Here is a 14,430-nt window from a genome sequence, read left to right as displayed (position 1 = left end):
GTGAACGCGATCCTTCCTCCGCCAGCGGCATCGGAAAACCGTAATACCAAAAGTAAAAGCTGCGGCAGGAAGCGTTCATGGGACGTAGTGATAGCACAGGGTTTGCGGCAGCGCCACAGTTGCATCAGCAACTTGTGGCGCCGGGAAATGGGAACCGGGAATGGGGAATCGGAAAAGCGGTTCAACGCGGCGGTAGGGCCATGATGTCGCCGTCATCGCGTAGGAGCCTTTGACGCGTGGGTTCTTACGTGGCGCTGCGCGCTCCGGACCCTCACCCCAACCCCTCTCCCGGAGGGAGAGGGGCTAGTGCGCATCCCGAATCCCCACTCCCGAATCCCGGCCTCTCAGAAATCCAGCACATATTCCATCGCCACCTCGCGGCCGATCGCGTCGTACAGGGTGGTGTTGTAGAACTGGTAGCCGTAGTAGCGCTCCTTGTTGTCGTAGCCGACGGTATCGAGCACGTTGTTGATGTACAGGTTGACCTTCATCTTCGGGGCGATGCGGTAGCCGGCGGTGAGGTTCCAGTACAGCGCCGGGCCGACGCGACCGAAGTAACGCGTGGTGCTCTCGCCGAAGTGGCGGTTGCCGCTGTCGGTGACGCGGCAGGCGTCGGAGGGGCTGGGCTGGTAGCCGTCGTCGAAGCGGGTGCAGGTGCCCCAGTTCACCGCCTGGGTGGAGCCGAAACGCTTGGCATAGAGAGTGAGATCCAGCGGACCGCCGTTCTCCCAGTGCACGCTGCCGCGCAGCTTGCTGCGGATCTTCTGGTCGCGCAGGTTCTTGTCGTCGTCGGTGCGATAGGTCTGCTCGTGGTAGCCGATCAGGTTGTTGTAATCCAGGGCGAAGCTGAAGTTGCCCCAGCGCGCGGTGTTGAGGCGGTACTTCAGCGAGGCGTCGACGCCGGACACGTGCATCTGCGCGATGTTGATCGGCCCCTGCTCGATGCCGGTGACGCGGCCGGCGGCATCGCGCGCCACGCGCGAAAGGATGCGCGCGCAGTACTCGGCACCGCCGGGATTGACCCACACGCCGCCGGCGGTGGTCAGGCCGGTGCGGCAGCCTGCTTCGGCGCTGAGCACCTCGTCGCGGTTGAGATCCTTGATCATGTCCTGCAGCCGGATCTTGTAGTAGTCCGCGGTCAGCGACAGGCCCTCGGCGATGTCCCAGACGAAGCCGGCGGTGACCGAGCGGCCATGCTCCGATTCCAGGTCCGGGGTGCCGCGGCGATTGACCTGCATCAGGTAGAACACGTCGCTGTTCTCGGCACTGCAGCCGCCGGTGAGGTAGTAGCCCTTCTGGATGCAGCGGTACTGGTCGATCACGGTCTGCTGGGTGGAACTGGGTTCGCCGAGCACGTAGTGCATGTCCGGGGCGCGGAAACTGGTGGCGACGCTGCCGCGCAGCAGCAGCGTGCTCAGCGGCCGCCATTCCAGGCCGGCGCTCCAGGTGGTGTCGCGCTGGGTGCCGATCGCCGCGCCCAGGTCGCTGCCATAGGCACGGTAGTCGCCGTAGCGGTCGTGACGCGCGGCCAGGCTGGCGTTGAGCGTGGACAGCAGCGGCACGTCGAACTCGATGCCGCCGGAGTAGCGCAGGCGCTCGCCGCCGCCGTAGTCGACCACGTCCAGCGGATAGCAGGTGTTGGCACAGGGATCGGGCGACAGCCGATAGCCCTGCTTGGCCACTTCGCCGACCGCGGCGAACTTGATCGGCCCGGCCCAGCCCTGCAGCAGCTCGCCGGTGATGTTGGCGCTGGCCTGGTTGACCCAGGAATCGGCACGGTTGTGCGCCTTCACTGCCAGGTCGTTGTACTGCGCGCCGGTCAGCGGCTGGTACCAGCGTGACTCGTCGAGATCGTAGATCGGCGTGCCGTCGGCGGTGCTGCCCAGTTGCGGGCCGAGGAAATAGGCGGTGGCCTTCTGCGTGTCCACGGTGCGCACGTATTCGTCGACGGTGTAGCGTGCGCGGCCCACCGCCAGTTCCCAGTCGAAGCGATCGGCGAGGCGGCCCTTGAGGCCGGCGCTCAGGTCCCAGGACAGTTCCCTGGTGGTGTTGGCCAGGTTCTTCCAGCCGCCGGATTCGTAGCGGGTGAGCTGGCGGATCGCGTACAGGTCGCGGTCGCTGCCGGTGTCGTGGAACGGGCCGAGGTAGACGTAGGGCGGGTCGTAGGTCCAGTAGCCGACGCTCTTGGTCGTGGACAGCGTGCTCCAGGCCTGCACATCGTTGTCGAAGTCGAAGGTGCCGTACAGATACGCCGAGCCGCTGTCGCCGCCGCTGGCGGCCAGCCAGTCGGCGTAGTCGTGGGCCATGCCGCAGTAACCGCCGAGGTTGCGCACGGTGTCGCTGTTGTAGTCGTAGCTCAGCCGCTGCGCGTCGACGAACTGGCCGCCGAAGCGCGCACAGGTGCCGCTGGGCGGCGCCAGGCGCGTGTTGTTGCCGGCGTCGACCAGGCTCAGGCCGGTGAATGGATTGAAGCCGTACTTGCGCGCCTGCGCGGTCCAGTTGCTGTAGGACTCGTCGTCCTGGTCGTCCATCTTCGGCCGCTCGCCGACCGAGAGCGGATCGCGCCGGGTCCACTGCAGCGCGTAGGTCAGGTTCCACTTGTCGCCGCTGCGCCCGCCGACCCAGGACAGGTCGACCACGTCGCGCCCGCCGGCGGTGGCGGTGCCGCCGCGCAGGCGCCCCTGGTTGCCTTCGTAGCCTTGCTTGAGGATCACGTTGATCACGCCGGCGACCGCGTCCGAACCGTAGATGGCCGAGGCGCCGCCGGTGAGGATCTCGATGCGCTCCACCGCCGCGGAGGGGATGTTGGCGTAGTTGGCGAAGTTGCTCTCGCCGGCGTAGGGCTGCGGGTAATCGGCGACGCGGTGGCCGTTGACCAGCAGCAGGGTACGCCCGGGGCCGAGGTCGCGCAGGCTCACCGGCGAGGCGTTGGGCGTGTGCGAGCCGTACTTGGTGTCGGCTTCGACGCTGCCCTGCTGGTTGAGCGTGCTGAGCACGTCGTAGACGGTGAGGAAACCTTCCTGCTGGATCTGCTGCGCGCTGATCGTCAGCACCGGCTCGGCGCCCTCCACTTCCGAGCGCTTGATCCGCGAGCCGGTGACCACGACCTGACCGAGGTCGGTGGTGGCGGCCTTTGGCGTGGCGGTGTCGGCGTCCTGCGCGCGCGCCTCGCTGGCGCCGTACAGCGCCAGCACGATGCCGAACGCGAGGGTGGTGGATGAGCGAAGTGGCATGCGGTGTCCCCGGCAGCGGATGGAAGCAGCGCCGTGCGAACACGACCTGCGGCGCCCTCTTCGCTGCGCCGCGCCCACGACCGTGCTGCGCATGCCGCAGGCACGCGCCACCCTGCGCCGGCCGCGGCGCAAACAAAAGGACGAACATGCGGGCGTGCAGATCCCCTGCGCCCGTGAGTTTCTAACCTGCATGGCGCTGACAACACTGTCAACACGCTGCCATGCATCGCTCGTAGACGTTTTTTGGTTGTGCGCGATTCGTTGCAATGCACGCGGATTCCCGCCGCATCGTCGCAGCGGGACCGCGTGTGGCGCCGCTCAGCTGGACGGCAGCGCCAGCGCCGCCTGGCGGCCGCTGGCGAACGGACCATGCACCGCCAGCACCGTGTCCGACTCGTCGCTGTTGTCGGTGACCACGATGCGGTACTGCGCGCCGCCCGGCTCGACCCGTATCACGACGTGGCCATTGGTGCTGGTCATCTCGCGGATACGCTTGTTGGCGACCACGTTCTCCGGCTTCATCGCAGTGGCGTAGATGTCGCGCGGGCCCGGGTACAACCGCTCGCTGAGCATGTTCTCCAGCGGCGACACCGATGGGTGGGCCGAGTCGTTGGTGAGGATGACGAACGCGCGCGCACGCAGCGCGCGCACGCAGGCCGGGCCCATCGCATCCGCATACGCATGATGGTTGGCCACCGCCACGTCGACCGAGCCGACCATCTGCGCCACCGGAGTTTCCACGTCGCGCCAGGGATCGTCGCCGTAGTAGTTGATGCTGTTGGAGAGGTCGCCGCCGCTGTAGTAGGTGAAGGCGCCGTAGTGCAGGCGCAGCGCGGCCGAGCACTGGTTCTCGGTCGGCACGGCGCCTGGCGGGAACAGTGCGCGCGTGCGTTCGCCATCGCCGGTCCACAGCTCGCCATTGACCACCAGGTTGCGGATGGCGAAGTCCGGGTACGCGGCGGCATCGCGACGCAACCGCAACTGGTCGGCGGCGCCGGCACGGAAGCGTTCGACCCGTGCGCCATGCCCGCGCTGCTGCTCGATGAAGGCGCGGTAGTTGCGCTGGTTGGGATCGTCCAGCGCTTGCGGATACGCATAGTCCGGGTAGCCGCGATCCAGATAGCGGCGGATCGGCAGCCACTGCGCCACGTCGGTCACGCCGGTCAAGGCGTAGTGCCCGCCCGGCGCCAGCGGCGTGTCCGGCAGGCACTCGCCCATGTGGTCGCGGTGAAAGTGGGTGAGCACGAAGTCGTCGAGTTCGTGGCGGCCGGCCTGCGCCAGATGGCGGTGGGCATAGCGGCCGACCCACTCGCCCGGGCGGCGGCTGGCGTTGGGCAACTCGTCGATCAGGTACTTGTCCAGGCCGTCGATGGCGCCGGCGTCGATCATCATCGCGGTGCCGTCGGGGCACACGATCAGGGTCGCGTTGCCGCGGCCGGTGCCGATGTGGTGGATGTCGAGCATGCCCGGGGTCCAGCCGCCGAGCGGTTCGCGGATGCGATCGACGGATGCGGCAGGGGCGGCCGCGGCGCGCTGCGCCCACCCCGGCAGTGGCAACATGCCGGCGGCGAGCGCCGTGCCGAGGCCACCGAGGAAGCGGCGGCGCGTAAGGTGCGAAGAAGGCATCGAAGGGTCCTGGCAGATCAAGGAAAGCGGCAGGCGTGACGTCGCCGCGCGCTGGCGGCGACGCACGCATGGCGCACGGCGTGGTTCACCAGGCCCATTGCAGCGAGGCGACGTAGCTGCGGCCGAAGATCGGCCGACCCACGGTCGCGTCCGCTTGCACCAGGTCGCCGGACACGCCGGGCGCGCGCGCATTGCCTTCGGTGAGACCATGCGCATCGGTGACGTTGGTGCACAGCAGTTGCGCACTGAGGTTGGCGTCGAGCTGCAGATGCAGGCCCAGGTCCAGCGTGCGATAGGCCGGCAGCACGCTGGCGTTGGTGAAGTCCTGGAAGCGTCGACCGATGCCGAACCAGGTAGCGTAGGCGCGCGCTTCCACCTCGCCGACCTGGAAGCGGTAGCTCGGCTGCAGCGACCAGCTGTACTTGGGCACGCGCGGGATCTCGTTGTCGACCAGGGAAGCGCCGGACAGCCCGCTGAAGGTGTCGGCGCCGCTGATGCGCGGGTCCTGCAGCGTCACCGAACCGGTCAACTCGACGCCGTCGAGCGGCCGCCACGTACCCTCGAATTCCACGCCCTTGGTGCGCGTGTCGATCAGCAGCGGTACGTTGACCAGCAGGCCACTGGCATTGGCGACGTAGGTGCTGGAATTGAGCGACTTGAAGTCGCTGTAGAAGCCGATCAACACCAGCTCCAGCGGCCGCGAGGCGTACTTCACCCCGAGTTCGGCCTGGCGGATCGGCGTCACCGGCGTGGCGCGGCCGTCGGGCATGCGTCCACCGATGCCGGCGACCACGTTGCCCCATTGCTCGCTCAGCCGCGGGAAGCTGAAGCTCTCGGTGTAGCGGGCGAAGGCATTGACCGGGTCGGCGATCTTGTAGGAGGCGCCGAGCGTCCACGAGGTGCCGGGCATGTCCTTGCTGTAGGGCACGCTGCCGACCAGGCCGGTGACCGTGCGCGCGGCCAGCGGGCCGCTGCCAGCGATGGTCTGGGTGCCGATCACACCGCGGTTGCCTTCCTCGCGCCGCCACACCCGGCGGATACCGGCGTCCACCTGCCAGGCGTCGTCCAGCTTCCAGGTATCGGCCGCGTACAGCGCGGTGGCGGTGCCGTGGCTGTCGCCGATCAGGTCGCCGCTGCCGTACGCGGTGAAGCCGTTCTCGGTCAGGCTGCCCAGCACCTGCCCGGCGGCGTTCAGCGCCTGGATGTCCAGCGCGTCGGGATTGCTCTTCACGTCGGTCAGCAGTGCGTTGCCGAGTTGCGCCTGGCGCAGCGTGAAGCGGCTGACGCTCAGGCCCATGGTGATGTCGTGGCTGCCGCCGCCGGCCAGGTCGAACAGCCGGCCCAGGCGCAGGTCGTTGACGAGGTCGCTGTAGTGGGTCTGCGTGCTGGACCAGGTGTTGATCATCGCCAGGCCGGCGGTGGAGGCCGGATCGAACGGCGTGTTGCTGCCGGCCAGCACGTAGCGCAGCGACGCAGTGCCCGGGAAGGCCGCGCGCGCCGCGCCCAGCCGCGAGGCGAGCAGCGCCGCCGCATCGGTCGGCGCGCCGTTGAACAGCGCATTGAAACCGACGTCGCCGTTGACGTAGCGCGCCCTGTCGCTGAGTCGCCAGCCGTTGGCGAATTCGGTGTCGCCGCCGATGGTCAGGGTGCGCGTGACCGGATGCACGCCATCGGCCAGGTCGCGCGTCTCCACGCCGTTGCCGCCAGCGCCGTCGAGGGTGCGGAAGGCGACGTGGCGGAAGCTGGCGCTGTTGAGCGTGCCGGTGCCCGGATCGATCAGCGCGCTCAGCGACTGGCCATTGCGGGGGTCGGCAAGCGGGATCGCGCTGTAGAACACGCCGCGGTCGTTGAGATACTTGAAGTCGGCGAAGATCTTTCCGAAATCGAACTTGTAGGTGCCGCCGACCTTGAACTGCACGCCCTGGTTGCCGTTGCCGAAGCCCGGATCGCGCAGGCCGTCGCCCTGTCGGTAGAAGCCGCTGACCGCGTACTGCAGCGCGTCGTTGCCCTTGACCGGACCGGAGGCCACGCCGTCGATGCGGGCCAGCGCATCGGCGCCGCCGGTCAGCTTGACCGCGCCGCTGGGCGTGTCGGTGCCGTGGTTGGTGATGAAATTGAGCACGCCGCCGGATGCATTGTTGCTGTAGATCGGCGCGGTACCGCCCCGCACCACTTCGGCATCGGTGGTGCCCAGGTCGAGTCGGTAGACCTCGTCGATCTGCAGTTGCCGCTCGTAGTTGGATTCGAACAGCGGCAGGCCGTCCTCGAGCACGTCGAGCAGACGGAAGCCGGACCACGGCAGGCCGCGGATCACCACGTTCTCGCCACCGGCCTCGCCGCCGGAATTCTCCACGGTCACGCCCGGCACCGAGCGCAGCAGGTCGACCACGCTGCGCGGCGCCTGCCGCGCGATCGCCTCGGCGCCGACCGTGGACACCGCGTACGGCGCCAGGAACTTCGGCTGCTGGGTGGCGGTGCCGGTGACCACCACCCGGTCCAGGTCGATCGCATCGGCGACGGCGGGCGCGGGTGCGGCGACGCTGGCCGCGGGCATCGCGGTGGCCTGCACGATCACTGTGTCGCCGTCCAGGCGGAAGCCCAGGTCGGTGCCGCGCAGCAGGCCGCTGAGCGCCTGCCGCGGGTCGCCGGCGACGCTGCCGCCGGGGCTGCGCTTGTCGCGCAGCAGCGCCGGATCGGCGATCACCTGCAGGCCCGTGGCGCGCGAGAACGCGGCGAGGGTGGCGCCGAGGTCGCCGGGCGGCAGGGTCGCGGCGGCCGGCGTCGCGGCGGCGGCCGACGGTGCGATGGCGGGCAGCGCCACCAGCGCCGCCAGGGCAGCGGCCAGCGCGGTGGCGCGCGGAGAACGGAGGGCACTACGGAAGGAGCGGCGGGGCGGCATGAGCAAGGTCGTCGTCGGGTCGCCAACGTGGCGTGGCAAAGGACAAAGACGCCGCGACGCGCCGATCCCGACAGGGGATTGCATGAATTTTTTGTGACGCGTCGCAGCACCGCACGGTCGCGTGCCCGGCGAACCGGCCGCGAGGACAGGCGCCGCGCGCCGTCGCGTGCAGCATCGCGTTGCCCTGACGACGCCGGCGCCGGCAGCCAGACCCGGCACGTCGCGCCTGCCCGCGCGCGCGACGCCGCGACGGCAACGGCAACGGCAACTACTGTGGCGCGGCGGCGCGTTCCACGCGGATGCCGTCGGCGCGCCGCTGCAGCTGCAGCGGATACAGCTGCGCCAGATGCATAAGGGTCTGCTCCGGCCGGTCCAGGCGGAAACGCCCGGACACCTGCAGCGCACCCAGCGCGGGATCGGCGAGCACGATCGGCTGCGGCGAGCGCCGGTTGAGCCGCTCGATCAGCCGCGCCAGCGGAATGCCGGCGGTCTGCAGCCAGCCCTCGCGCCAGTCGCCGGCCTGCGGATCAAACCGCGTCAACGCGCCCAGGCCGGTGCCGGCCGTGTCGATGCGCATGCCGGCCGCCAGCACCTGGTGCGCGGCGCCGTTGTCGATCTCCACCCGCCCCGAATACACCGACAGCTCGCTGGTGGCGCCATCGCGCGCCAGGTTGAAGACGGTGCCCAGCACCTGCACCCGCGCCGGGCCCAGATTCACCTGGAACGGGCGCTGCGGATCGTGGGCGACGTCGAAGAACACCTCGCCGCGCTCCAGCGCCACCTCGCGCCGCTGCGCGCGCAGTTGCACCCGGACCCGGCTGGCACCGTTGAGGGTGAGCACGCTGCCATCGTCCAGGCGCAGCACCCGGGTCTGTCCGGGCGCGGTCGTGGCCACGATCGGCGCCGGATCCGGGTGCAGCCGCGGCCACAACAGCACCGCCAGCAGCGCCAGGCCGGCCGCCCATGCCGCCAGCGGCCGCCAGCCGCGACGGCGCGGACGCTGTGCCGCGGGCACCGGCGCAGCGCCGGCAGACGCTGCCACCGCGCGTGAAGCGGGCACGCGGGCGGCGGCCGGCGCAACGGTGGCCACGGCCGGCGCGTCCGTCGGCGCGGCGTAGGCGGCAAGCGCCTCCAGCAGCGCCGCATCGTGGGCCAGCGCCCACAGCGCATCGAAGGCGGCGCGGTGCGCCGGATCGGCCGCCAGCCACTCGGCCAGGCCCGCTGGATCGCCGCCCGCCGTGGCCAGGGCGCGCGCGACCCAGTCAGCCGCGGCATCCTGCACCGCGTCATCGGCGGCGGCGTTGCCCTGCCTCATGCCGCATCCTCCGGGCCACGCCGACCCGCCGCGGGCGGCGGCACCGCGTCGCCACGCGCCACCGTCTCCTGCAGCCAGCGCAGGCCGCGGCTGACATGCTTCTCCACCGCCGCCTCGCTCAGGCCCAGCGCCTCGCCGATCTCGCGATAGCTCTGCCCGCGCAGGCGGCTGCGCACGAACACCTCGCGGCGCAGCGGCGGCATGCCCTGCAGCGCGCGGGCGAAGGTCTCCACGCGTTGCCGCTGCATCGCCGCCTCCTCCACGCCCGGAGCCGGGCTGGGCACTTCGTCGTCGATGGGCTCGGTGCGCTGGCGCTGGCGCCGGCGCAGGTGGTCGTGCAGCAGGTTCAGGGCGATCGCCCTGGCCAGCGCGGCCAGGTCGGTCACCGCGTGGTCGCGTGCGTACACGACCACGCGCAGGAAGGTCTCCTGCACCAGGTCCTCGGCCAGCGACCAGTCGCCGGTGCGGCGGAACAGGAAGCGCTGCAACGCCGGCCGGTGCTGGTCCAGCCGATGCGGATCGAGTTGGCAGACCGGGGCGACCATGACCGCTCGCAGAGGCTGGGCGAGCGCAGCTTATAGCGCATCGGCATGCCACCGCGATGACCGGCATGCGGTGCGGCCGCCGCCGGCGCGCGCGTAAAACGCGCACAAAAAAAAAGAGCCCCGCATCGCTGCGGGGCTCCTTTCGACTGCGTGGAACGGGTCGACCGAGGCCGGCTGGATCAGAAATCCATGCCGCCCATGCCGCCCATGCCGCCGCCCATGCCGCCCGGAGCGGCCGGCTCTTCCTTCTTCGGGGCCTCGGCCACCATCGCTTCGGTGGTGATCATCAGGCCGGCGATCGAGGCGGCGTTCTGCAGCGCCGAACGGGTCACCTTGGTCGGATCCAGGATGCCGAACTCGACCATGTCGCCGAACTCGCCGTTGGCGGCGTTGTAGCCGAAGTTGCCGCTGCCTTCCTTGACCTTGTTGAGGATCACGGACGGCTCTTCGCCGGCGTTGGTGACGATCTCGCGCAGCGGCGCTTCCATCGCGCGCAGCGCGATCTGGATGCCGTGGGTCTGATCTTCATTGGCGCCCTTCAGCTCGCCGATCGCGCTCAGCGCGCGCACCAGCGCCACGCCGCCGCCCGGGACCACGCCTTCTTCCACCGCCGCACGGGTCGCGTGCAGGGCGTCTTCGACGCGCGCCTTCTTTTCCTTCATCTCGATCTCGGTCGAGGCACCGACCTTGATCACCGCCACGCCGCCGGCCAGCTTGGCCACGCGCTCCTGCAGCTTCTCGCGGTCGTAGTCCGACGAGGTCTCTTCGATCTGCGCCTTGATCTGCTTGATGCGCGACTCGATCGCCGAGGTGTCGCCGGCGCCGTCGATGATGGTGGTGTTCTCCTTGGAGACCTGCACCTTCTTGGCGCGGCCCAGGTCCTTGATGGTCGCCTTCTCCAGCGCCAGACCCACTTCCTCGGAGATCACGGTGCCGCCGGTCAGCACGGCCATGTCTTCCAGCATCGCCTTGCGACGGTCGCCGAAGCCCGGGGCCTTGACCGCCACGACCTTGACGATGCCGCGGATGGTGTTGACCACCAGGGTCGCCAGCGCCTCGCCTTCCACTTCCTCGGCGACGATCAGCAGCGGCTTGCCGGCCTTGGCCACGCCTTCCAGCACCGGCAGCAGGTCACGCACGTTGGAGATCTTCTTGTCGTGCAGCAGCACGAACGGGTCGTCCAGGTCGGCCTGCTGGCTCTGCTGGTTGTTGATGAAGTACGGCGACAGGTAGCCGCGGTCGAACTGCATGCCCTCGACCACGTCCAGCTCGTTCTCCAGGCCCGAGCCTTCCTCGACCGTGATCACGCCTTCCTTGCCGACCTTCTTCATCGCGTCGGCGATGATGTTGCCGATCGACTCGTCGGAGTTGGCGGAGATGGTGCCGACCTGGGCGATGGCCTTGTCGTCGGCGGTGGGCTTGCTGATCTTCTTCAGCTCGGCCACGGCGGCCACGACGGCCTTGTCGATGCCGCGCTTGAGGTCCATCGGGTTCATGCCGGCGGCGACCGCCTTGGAACCTTCGCGGATCAGCGCCTGCGCCAGCACGGTGGCGGTGGTGGTGCCGTCGCCGGCGTTGTCGGAGGTCTTGGAAGCGACTTCCTTCACCATCTGCGCGCCCATGTTCTCGAACTTGTCGGCCAGTTCGATTTCCTTGGCGACGGAAACGCCGTCCTTGGTGATGGTCGGGGCGCCGAAGCTCTTCTCGAGCACGACGTTGCGGCCCTTCGGGCCCAGGGTGGCCTTGACGGCATTGGCGAGGATGTTGACGCCGCGCACCATGCGCGAACGGGCGTCTTCACCGAAACGGATATCTTTGGCAGCCATGTTGAGTTACCTCGGGAATAGGGAATGGAGAACAGGGAATAGGCAGATCAAGAGCGGGCGGTCGGGACGGGACGGAAATCGCGGGCGACGAAGGCGCCTGACCGATTCCCGATTCACCATTCCCGATTCCCGCGATCGGCGGCGCTCTTAGCCGACGATCGCCAGAACGTCGTCTTCGCGCAGCACCTTGTACTCGACGCCTTCGGCCTTGTAGCTGGAACCGGCGTACTGGCCGTAGATGACCTTGTCGCCGACCTTCAGCGCCGGGGCGCGGACGCTGCCGTTGTCCAGCGGCTTGCCGGCGCCGACGGCCACGACTTCACCCTTGGTGGACTTTTCCTTGGCCGAATCCGGGATCACGATGCCGCCGGCGGAGATTTCGTCGGCTTCGATCGGCTTGACTACGACGCGGTCGTGAAGCGGCTTGATGCTCATTGAGTGAGACCTCTTAAGTGATTGATTGGTCTAGGAAAGGCCGGCGATGTTAGCACTCGCCCATGACGACTGCCAGCAACGCTCGCGAAAAAACCCGGTAGCGCCGGGATGCGCCTGATGTAGTGCCGCGGCCAGGGCTTTCAAGGGCGGGAGGCAAAAAATTTTTGCCAGGAACGTGCATTCGGTGGCAAGCAGTGACCGAATCCCGTCACAGTGTCACAGAGGCAGGCTAGGCTGAGCGCGGACCCAGGGGGGGATCCGTCACCAAAAGGAGTTGTCGATGAAGCCATCCGCCGTTGCGCTGCCGCTGGCCTGCCTGCTCGCCCTTGCCGGGCCGGCCCAGGCCGCCGTATTCATCAATGAATTGCATTACGACGATGCCACCGCCGCCGGCGACACCGGCGAAGGCGTGGAGATCGTCGCCACCGCCGGGGAGAGCCTGAGCGGCTACCGCGTCTACCTGTACAACGGCAGCAACCCGGGGTCGGCCACCGTCTACGCCAACAGCGCGGTGCCGGCCGGCAACCTGGTCAGCTGCGGCGGGCAGGTGCGCATCGCCACCGTCAGCTACGCCAGCAACGGCATCCAGAACGGGCCCAACGACGGCCTGGCGCTGGTCGACGGCAACGGCAAGGTGGTGCAGTTCCTCAGCTACGAGGGCGCCATCACCGGCGGCGGCGGCCCCGCCGCGGGCATGACCAGCCAGAACCTGCCGGTCAGCGAGAGCAACAGCACCCCGGCCGGCACCTCGCTGCAGCTGCGCGGCAACGGCAGCGCCGCGGCCGACTTCAGCTGGAGCGACAGCGCCACCAGCACCTTCGGCGCCTGCAACAACGGCCAGACCTTCGCCGGCGGCGGCGGCGGCAACGCCGCGCCGACCGTGACCGCCACCACCCCGACCCAGGGCGCCACCGACTTCCCCGCCGCCGGCGACCTGGCGGTGACCTTCAGCGAGACGGTGAGCCTGGCCAGCGGCGCGTTCGGCCTGAGCTGCCAGCAGTCCGGCAGCGTGGCGCTGACCTATCCCAGCAGCGGCACCCAGTTCGCGCTGTCCACCAACACCGCGCTGAAGGCCGGCGAGAGCTGCACCCTGAGCATCGTCGCCGCACGCGTGAGCGATGCCGACGGCGCGCATCCGGCGCAGGATCGCAGCGTCGCCTTCAACGTCGCCAGCGGTTCGGGCGGCGGCGGCAATGGCGCCGGCACCTACTATTCGCGGGTCAACACCTCCAGCCCCAGCCAGTTGCGCTGCTCGCTGCACGAGACGATCAAGGGCCACACCGTCTATCCGTACAGCAGCAGCTCCGGCACCGATACCTGGGCCATCCTGGAGATCGCCGACGAGGATCCGAACAACGGCCAGCGCGTGCTCGACGCCTACCGCAACCGCAGCTATGCCAAGGGCACCGACCGTGCCGGCAGCGGCAGCGGCCTGAAGTACAACCGCGAGCACAGCTGGCCGAACTCGCTGGGCTTCGGCACCGCCACCGGCAACAAGGGCCTGCCCTACGCGCCGTACACCGACACCCACATGCTGTACCTGACCGACGCCACCTGGAACGCCGACCGCGGCAACAAGCCCTACGCCAAGTGCGACAGCAACTGCGGCGAGCGCGCCACCGAGGCCAACGCCGGCTTCGGCGGCGGCAGCGGCCGCTACCCGGGCAATTCCAACTGGGTGCGCACCCCGGACGGCAACAGCGGCACCTTCGAGGTGTGGGACCACCGCAAGGGCGACATGGCGCGTGCGGTGATGTACATGGCGATCCGCTATGAGGGTGGCGTGGATGCCAAGACCGGGCAGTCCGAGCCGGACCTGGAGCTGACCGACGACCGCAGCAAGATCGTCAAGACCTCGTCCTCGCCGGCCTACATGGGCCTGCTGTCGACCCTGATCGCGTGGAGCCAGCAGGATCCGCCGGACGATGCCGAGCGCGCCCGCAACGAGGTGATCTACAGCTTCCAGGGCAACCGCAACCCGTTCATCGACCACCCGGAGTGGGCGACCTCGTCGCTGTTCACTTCCGCCAAGCCGGCCAGTTGCCAGTTGCTCAACTGAGCCGTGGTGCCTCGCCCGCTGCATTTGCAGCGGGCGGGGATGATCAGCCATTCGACTGCTGAAAAACCCGGGATTCGGGATTGGAGATTCAGAGCGGCGCCGGCTTTCCCCGCGGGCGCCGCCAAAGCGCGGCCGGCATCCCTATACTGTCGGCCGCATGTCCGCGCCCGCCCTCCGCTTGCTGCTCAGCACCTGCCCCGATCCGGCCAGCGCCGCGCGGGTCGCCCAGGCGCTGGTCGACGAACGCCTGGCCGCCTGCGTCAGCGGCCTGCCCGGCGTGCAGTCCACCTATCGCTGGCAAGGCGAGGTGGAACAGGGCGAGGAGGTGCTGCTGCTGATCAAGACCGCCGCCGACCGCCTGCCCGCGTTGCGGCAGCGGCTGTGCGCGTTGCACCCCTACGAGGTCCCCGAACTGGTCGAACTCGAGGTGACAGGCGGCCTGCCGGCCTACCTGCAGTGGGTGCATGCCGAAACCCGTGAGGAACCGTAAGC

General features: G+C 69.2%; 9 protein-coding genes. 2 read left to right on the top strand and 7 right to left on the bottom strand.

The window, feature by feature from the left end:
* Window positions 1–344 precede the first annotated feature (344 nt).
* The 7 genes from ACHWVH_RS02870 to ACHWVH_RS02840 all read right to left on the bottom strand — a co-directional run bounded on the left by ACHWVH_RS02870 (window position 345) and on the right by ACHWVH_RS02840 (window position 11,879).
* The gene (locus ACHWVH_RS02870; protein ID WP_394686635.1) at window positions 345–3,233 is read right to left on the bottom strand and encodes a TonB-dependent receptor plug domain-containing protein; all 2,889 of its coding nucleotides are present in this window, start codon (window positions 3,231–3,233) and stop codon (window positions 345–347) included.
* A gap of 318 nt (window positions 3,234–3,551) precedes the next feature.
* Window positions 3,552–4,859 carry a ComEC/Rec2 family competence protein gene (locus tag ACHWVH_RS02865; RefSeq protein WP_394686634.1) on the bottom strand — a complete coding sequence of 436 codons (1,308 nt, stop codon included), beginning with the start codon at window positions 4,857–4,859 and terminating at the stop codon, window positions 3,552–3,554.
* Window positions 4,860–4,944: 85 nt separating this feature from the next.
* Window positions 4,945–7,758 carry a TonB-dependent receptor domain-containing protein gene (locus ACHWVH_RS02860; RefSeq protein WP_394686633.1) on the bottom strand — a complete coding sequence of 938 codons (2,814 nt, stop codon included), beginning with the start codon at window positions 7,756–7,758 and terminating at the stop codon, window positions 4,945–4,947.
* Between the two features lie 268 nt (window positions 7,759–8,026).
* Window positions 8,027–9,073, bottom strand: coding sequence for a FecR family protein (locus tag ACHWVH_RS02855; RefSeq protein WP_295927317.1), 1,047 nt, complete (start codon window positions 9,071–9,073; stop codon window positions 8,027–8,029).
* Window positions 9,070–9,618, bottom strand: coding sequence for an RNA polymerase sigma factor (locus ACHWVH_RS02850; protein ID WP_152236718.1), 549 nt, complete (start codon window positions 9,616–9,618; stop codon window positions 9,070–9,072). The genes ACHWVH_RS02855 and ACHWVH_RS02850 overlap by 4 nt, the downstream gene beginning before the upstream one ends.
* Window positions 9,619–9,797: 179 nt before the next feature.
* Window positions 9,798–11,444, bottom strand: a complete 1,647-nt coding sequence (gene groL / locus ACHWVH_RS02845; RefSeq protein ID WP_010340980.1) for a chaperonin GroEL — start codon at window positions 11,442–11,444, stop codon at window positions 9,798–9,800.
* Window positions 11,445–11,591: 147 nt separating this feature from the next.
* Window positions 11,592–11,879: a co-chaperone GroES gene (locus tag ACHWVH_RS02840; protein ID WP_010340979.1), complete on the bottom strand. Its 288-nt coding sequence runs from the start codon at window positions 11,877–11,879 to the stop codon at window positions 11,592–11,594.
* 280 nt (window positions 11,880–12,159) lie between these two features.
* Here ACHWVH_RS02840 and ACHWVH_RS02835 point away from each other — a divergent pair, with 280 nt between their 5' ends.
* On the top strand, window positions 12,160–13,938 hold the full coding sequence (locus ACHWVH_RS02835; protein ID WP_152236719.1) for an endonuclease: 1,779 nt from the start codon (window positions 12,160–12,162) through the stop codon (window positions 13,936–13,938).
* A 157-nt stretch (window positions 13,939–14,095) separates the two neighbouring features.
* A complete protein-coding gene (gene cutA, locus ACHWVH_RS02830; protein WP_394686632.1) occupies window positions 14,096–14,428 on the top strand; it encodes a divalent-cation tolerance protein CutA in 333 nt (110 codons plus the stop codon).
* The last annotated feature ends 2 nt before the right edge of the window (window positions 14,429–14,430 follow it).

Origin of the sequence: uncultured Xanthomonas sp. (assembly GCF_964278005.1) — a bacterium.
Lineage (GTDB): Bacteria > Pseudomonadota > Gammaproteobacteria > Xanthomonadales > Xanthomonadaceae > Xanthomonas_A > Xanthomonas_A sontii.
This window is presented reverse-complemented; position numbering and strand designations above follow the sequence as displayed.

Bases quoted from the DNA above. Each gene is read 5' to 3' on its own strand.
- ACHWVH_RS02870 (WP_394686635.1), bottom strand. From the start codon at position 3,233: ATGCCACTTCGCTCATCCACCACCCTCGCGTTCGGCATCGTGCTGGCG.
- ACHWVH_RS02865 (WP_394686634.1), bottom strand. From the start codon at position 4,859: ATGCCTTCTTCGCACCTTACGCGCCGCCGCTTCCTCGGTGGCCTCGGC.
- ACHWVH_RS02860 (WP_394686633.1), bottom strand. From the start codon at position 7,758: ATGCCGCCCCGCCGCTCCTTCCGTAGTGCCCTCCGTTCTCCGCGCGCC.
- ACHWVH_RS02855 (WP_295927317.1), bottom strand. From the start codon at position 9,073: ATGAGGCAGGGCAACGCCGCCGCCGATGACGCGGTGCAGGATGCCGCG.
- ACHWVH_RS02850 (WP_152236718.1), bottom strand. From the start codon at position 9,618: ATGGTCGCCCCGGTCTGCCAACTCGATCCGCATCGGCTGGACCAGCAC.
- groL (WP_010340980.1), bottom strand. From the start codon at position 11,444: ATGGCTGCCAAAGATATCCGTTTCGGTGAAGACGCCCGTTCGCGCATG.
- ACHWVH_RS02840 (WP_010340979.1), bottom strand. From the start codon at position 11,879: ATGAGCATCAAGCCGCTTCACGACCGCGTCGTAGTCAAGCCGATCGAA.
- ACHWVH_RS02835 (WP_152236719.1), top strand. From the start codon at position 12,160: ATGAAGCCATCCGCCGTTGCGCTGCCGCTGGCCTGCCTGCTCGCCCTT.
- cutA (WP_394686632.1), top strand. From the start codon at position 14,096: ATGTCCGCGCCCGCCCTCCGCTTGCTGCTCAGCACCTGCCCCGATCCG.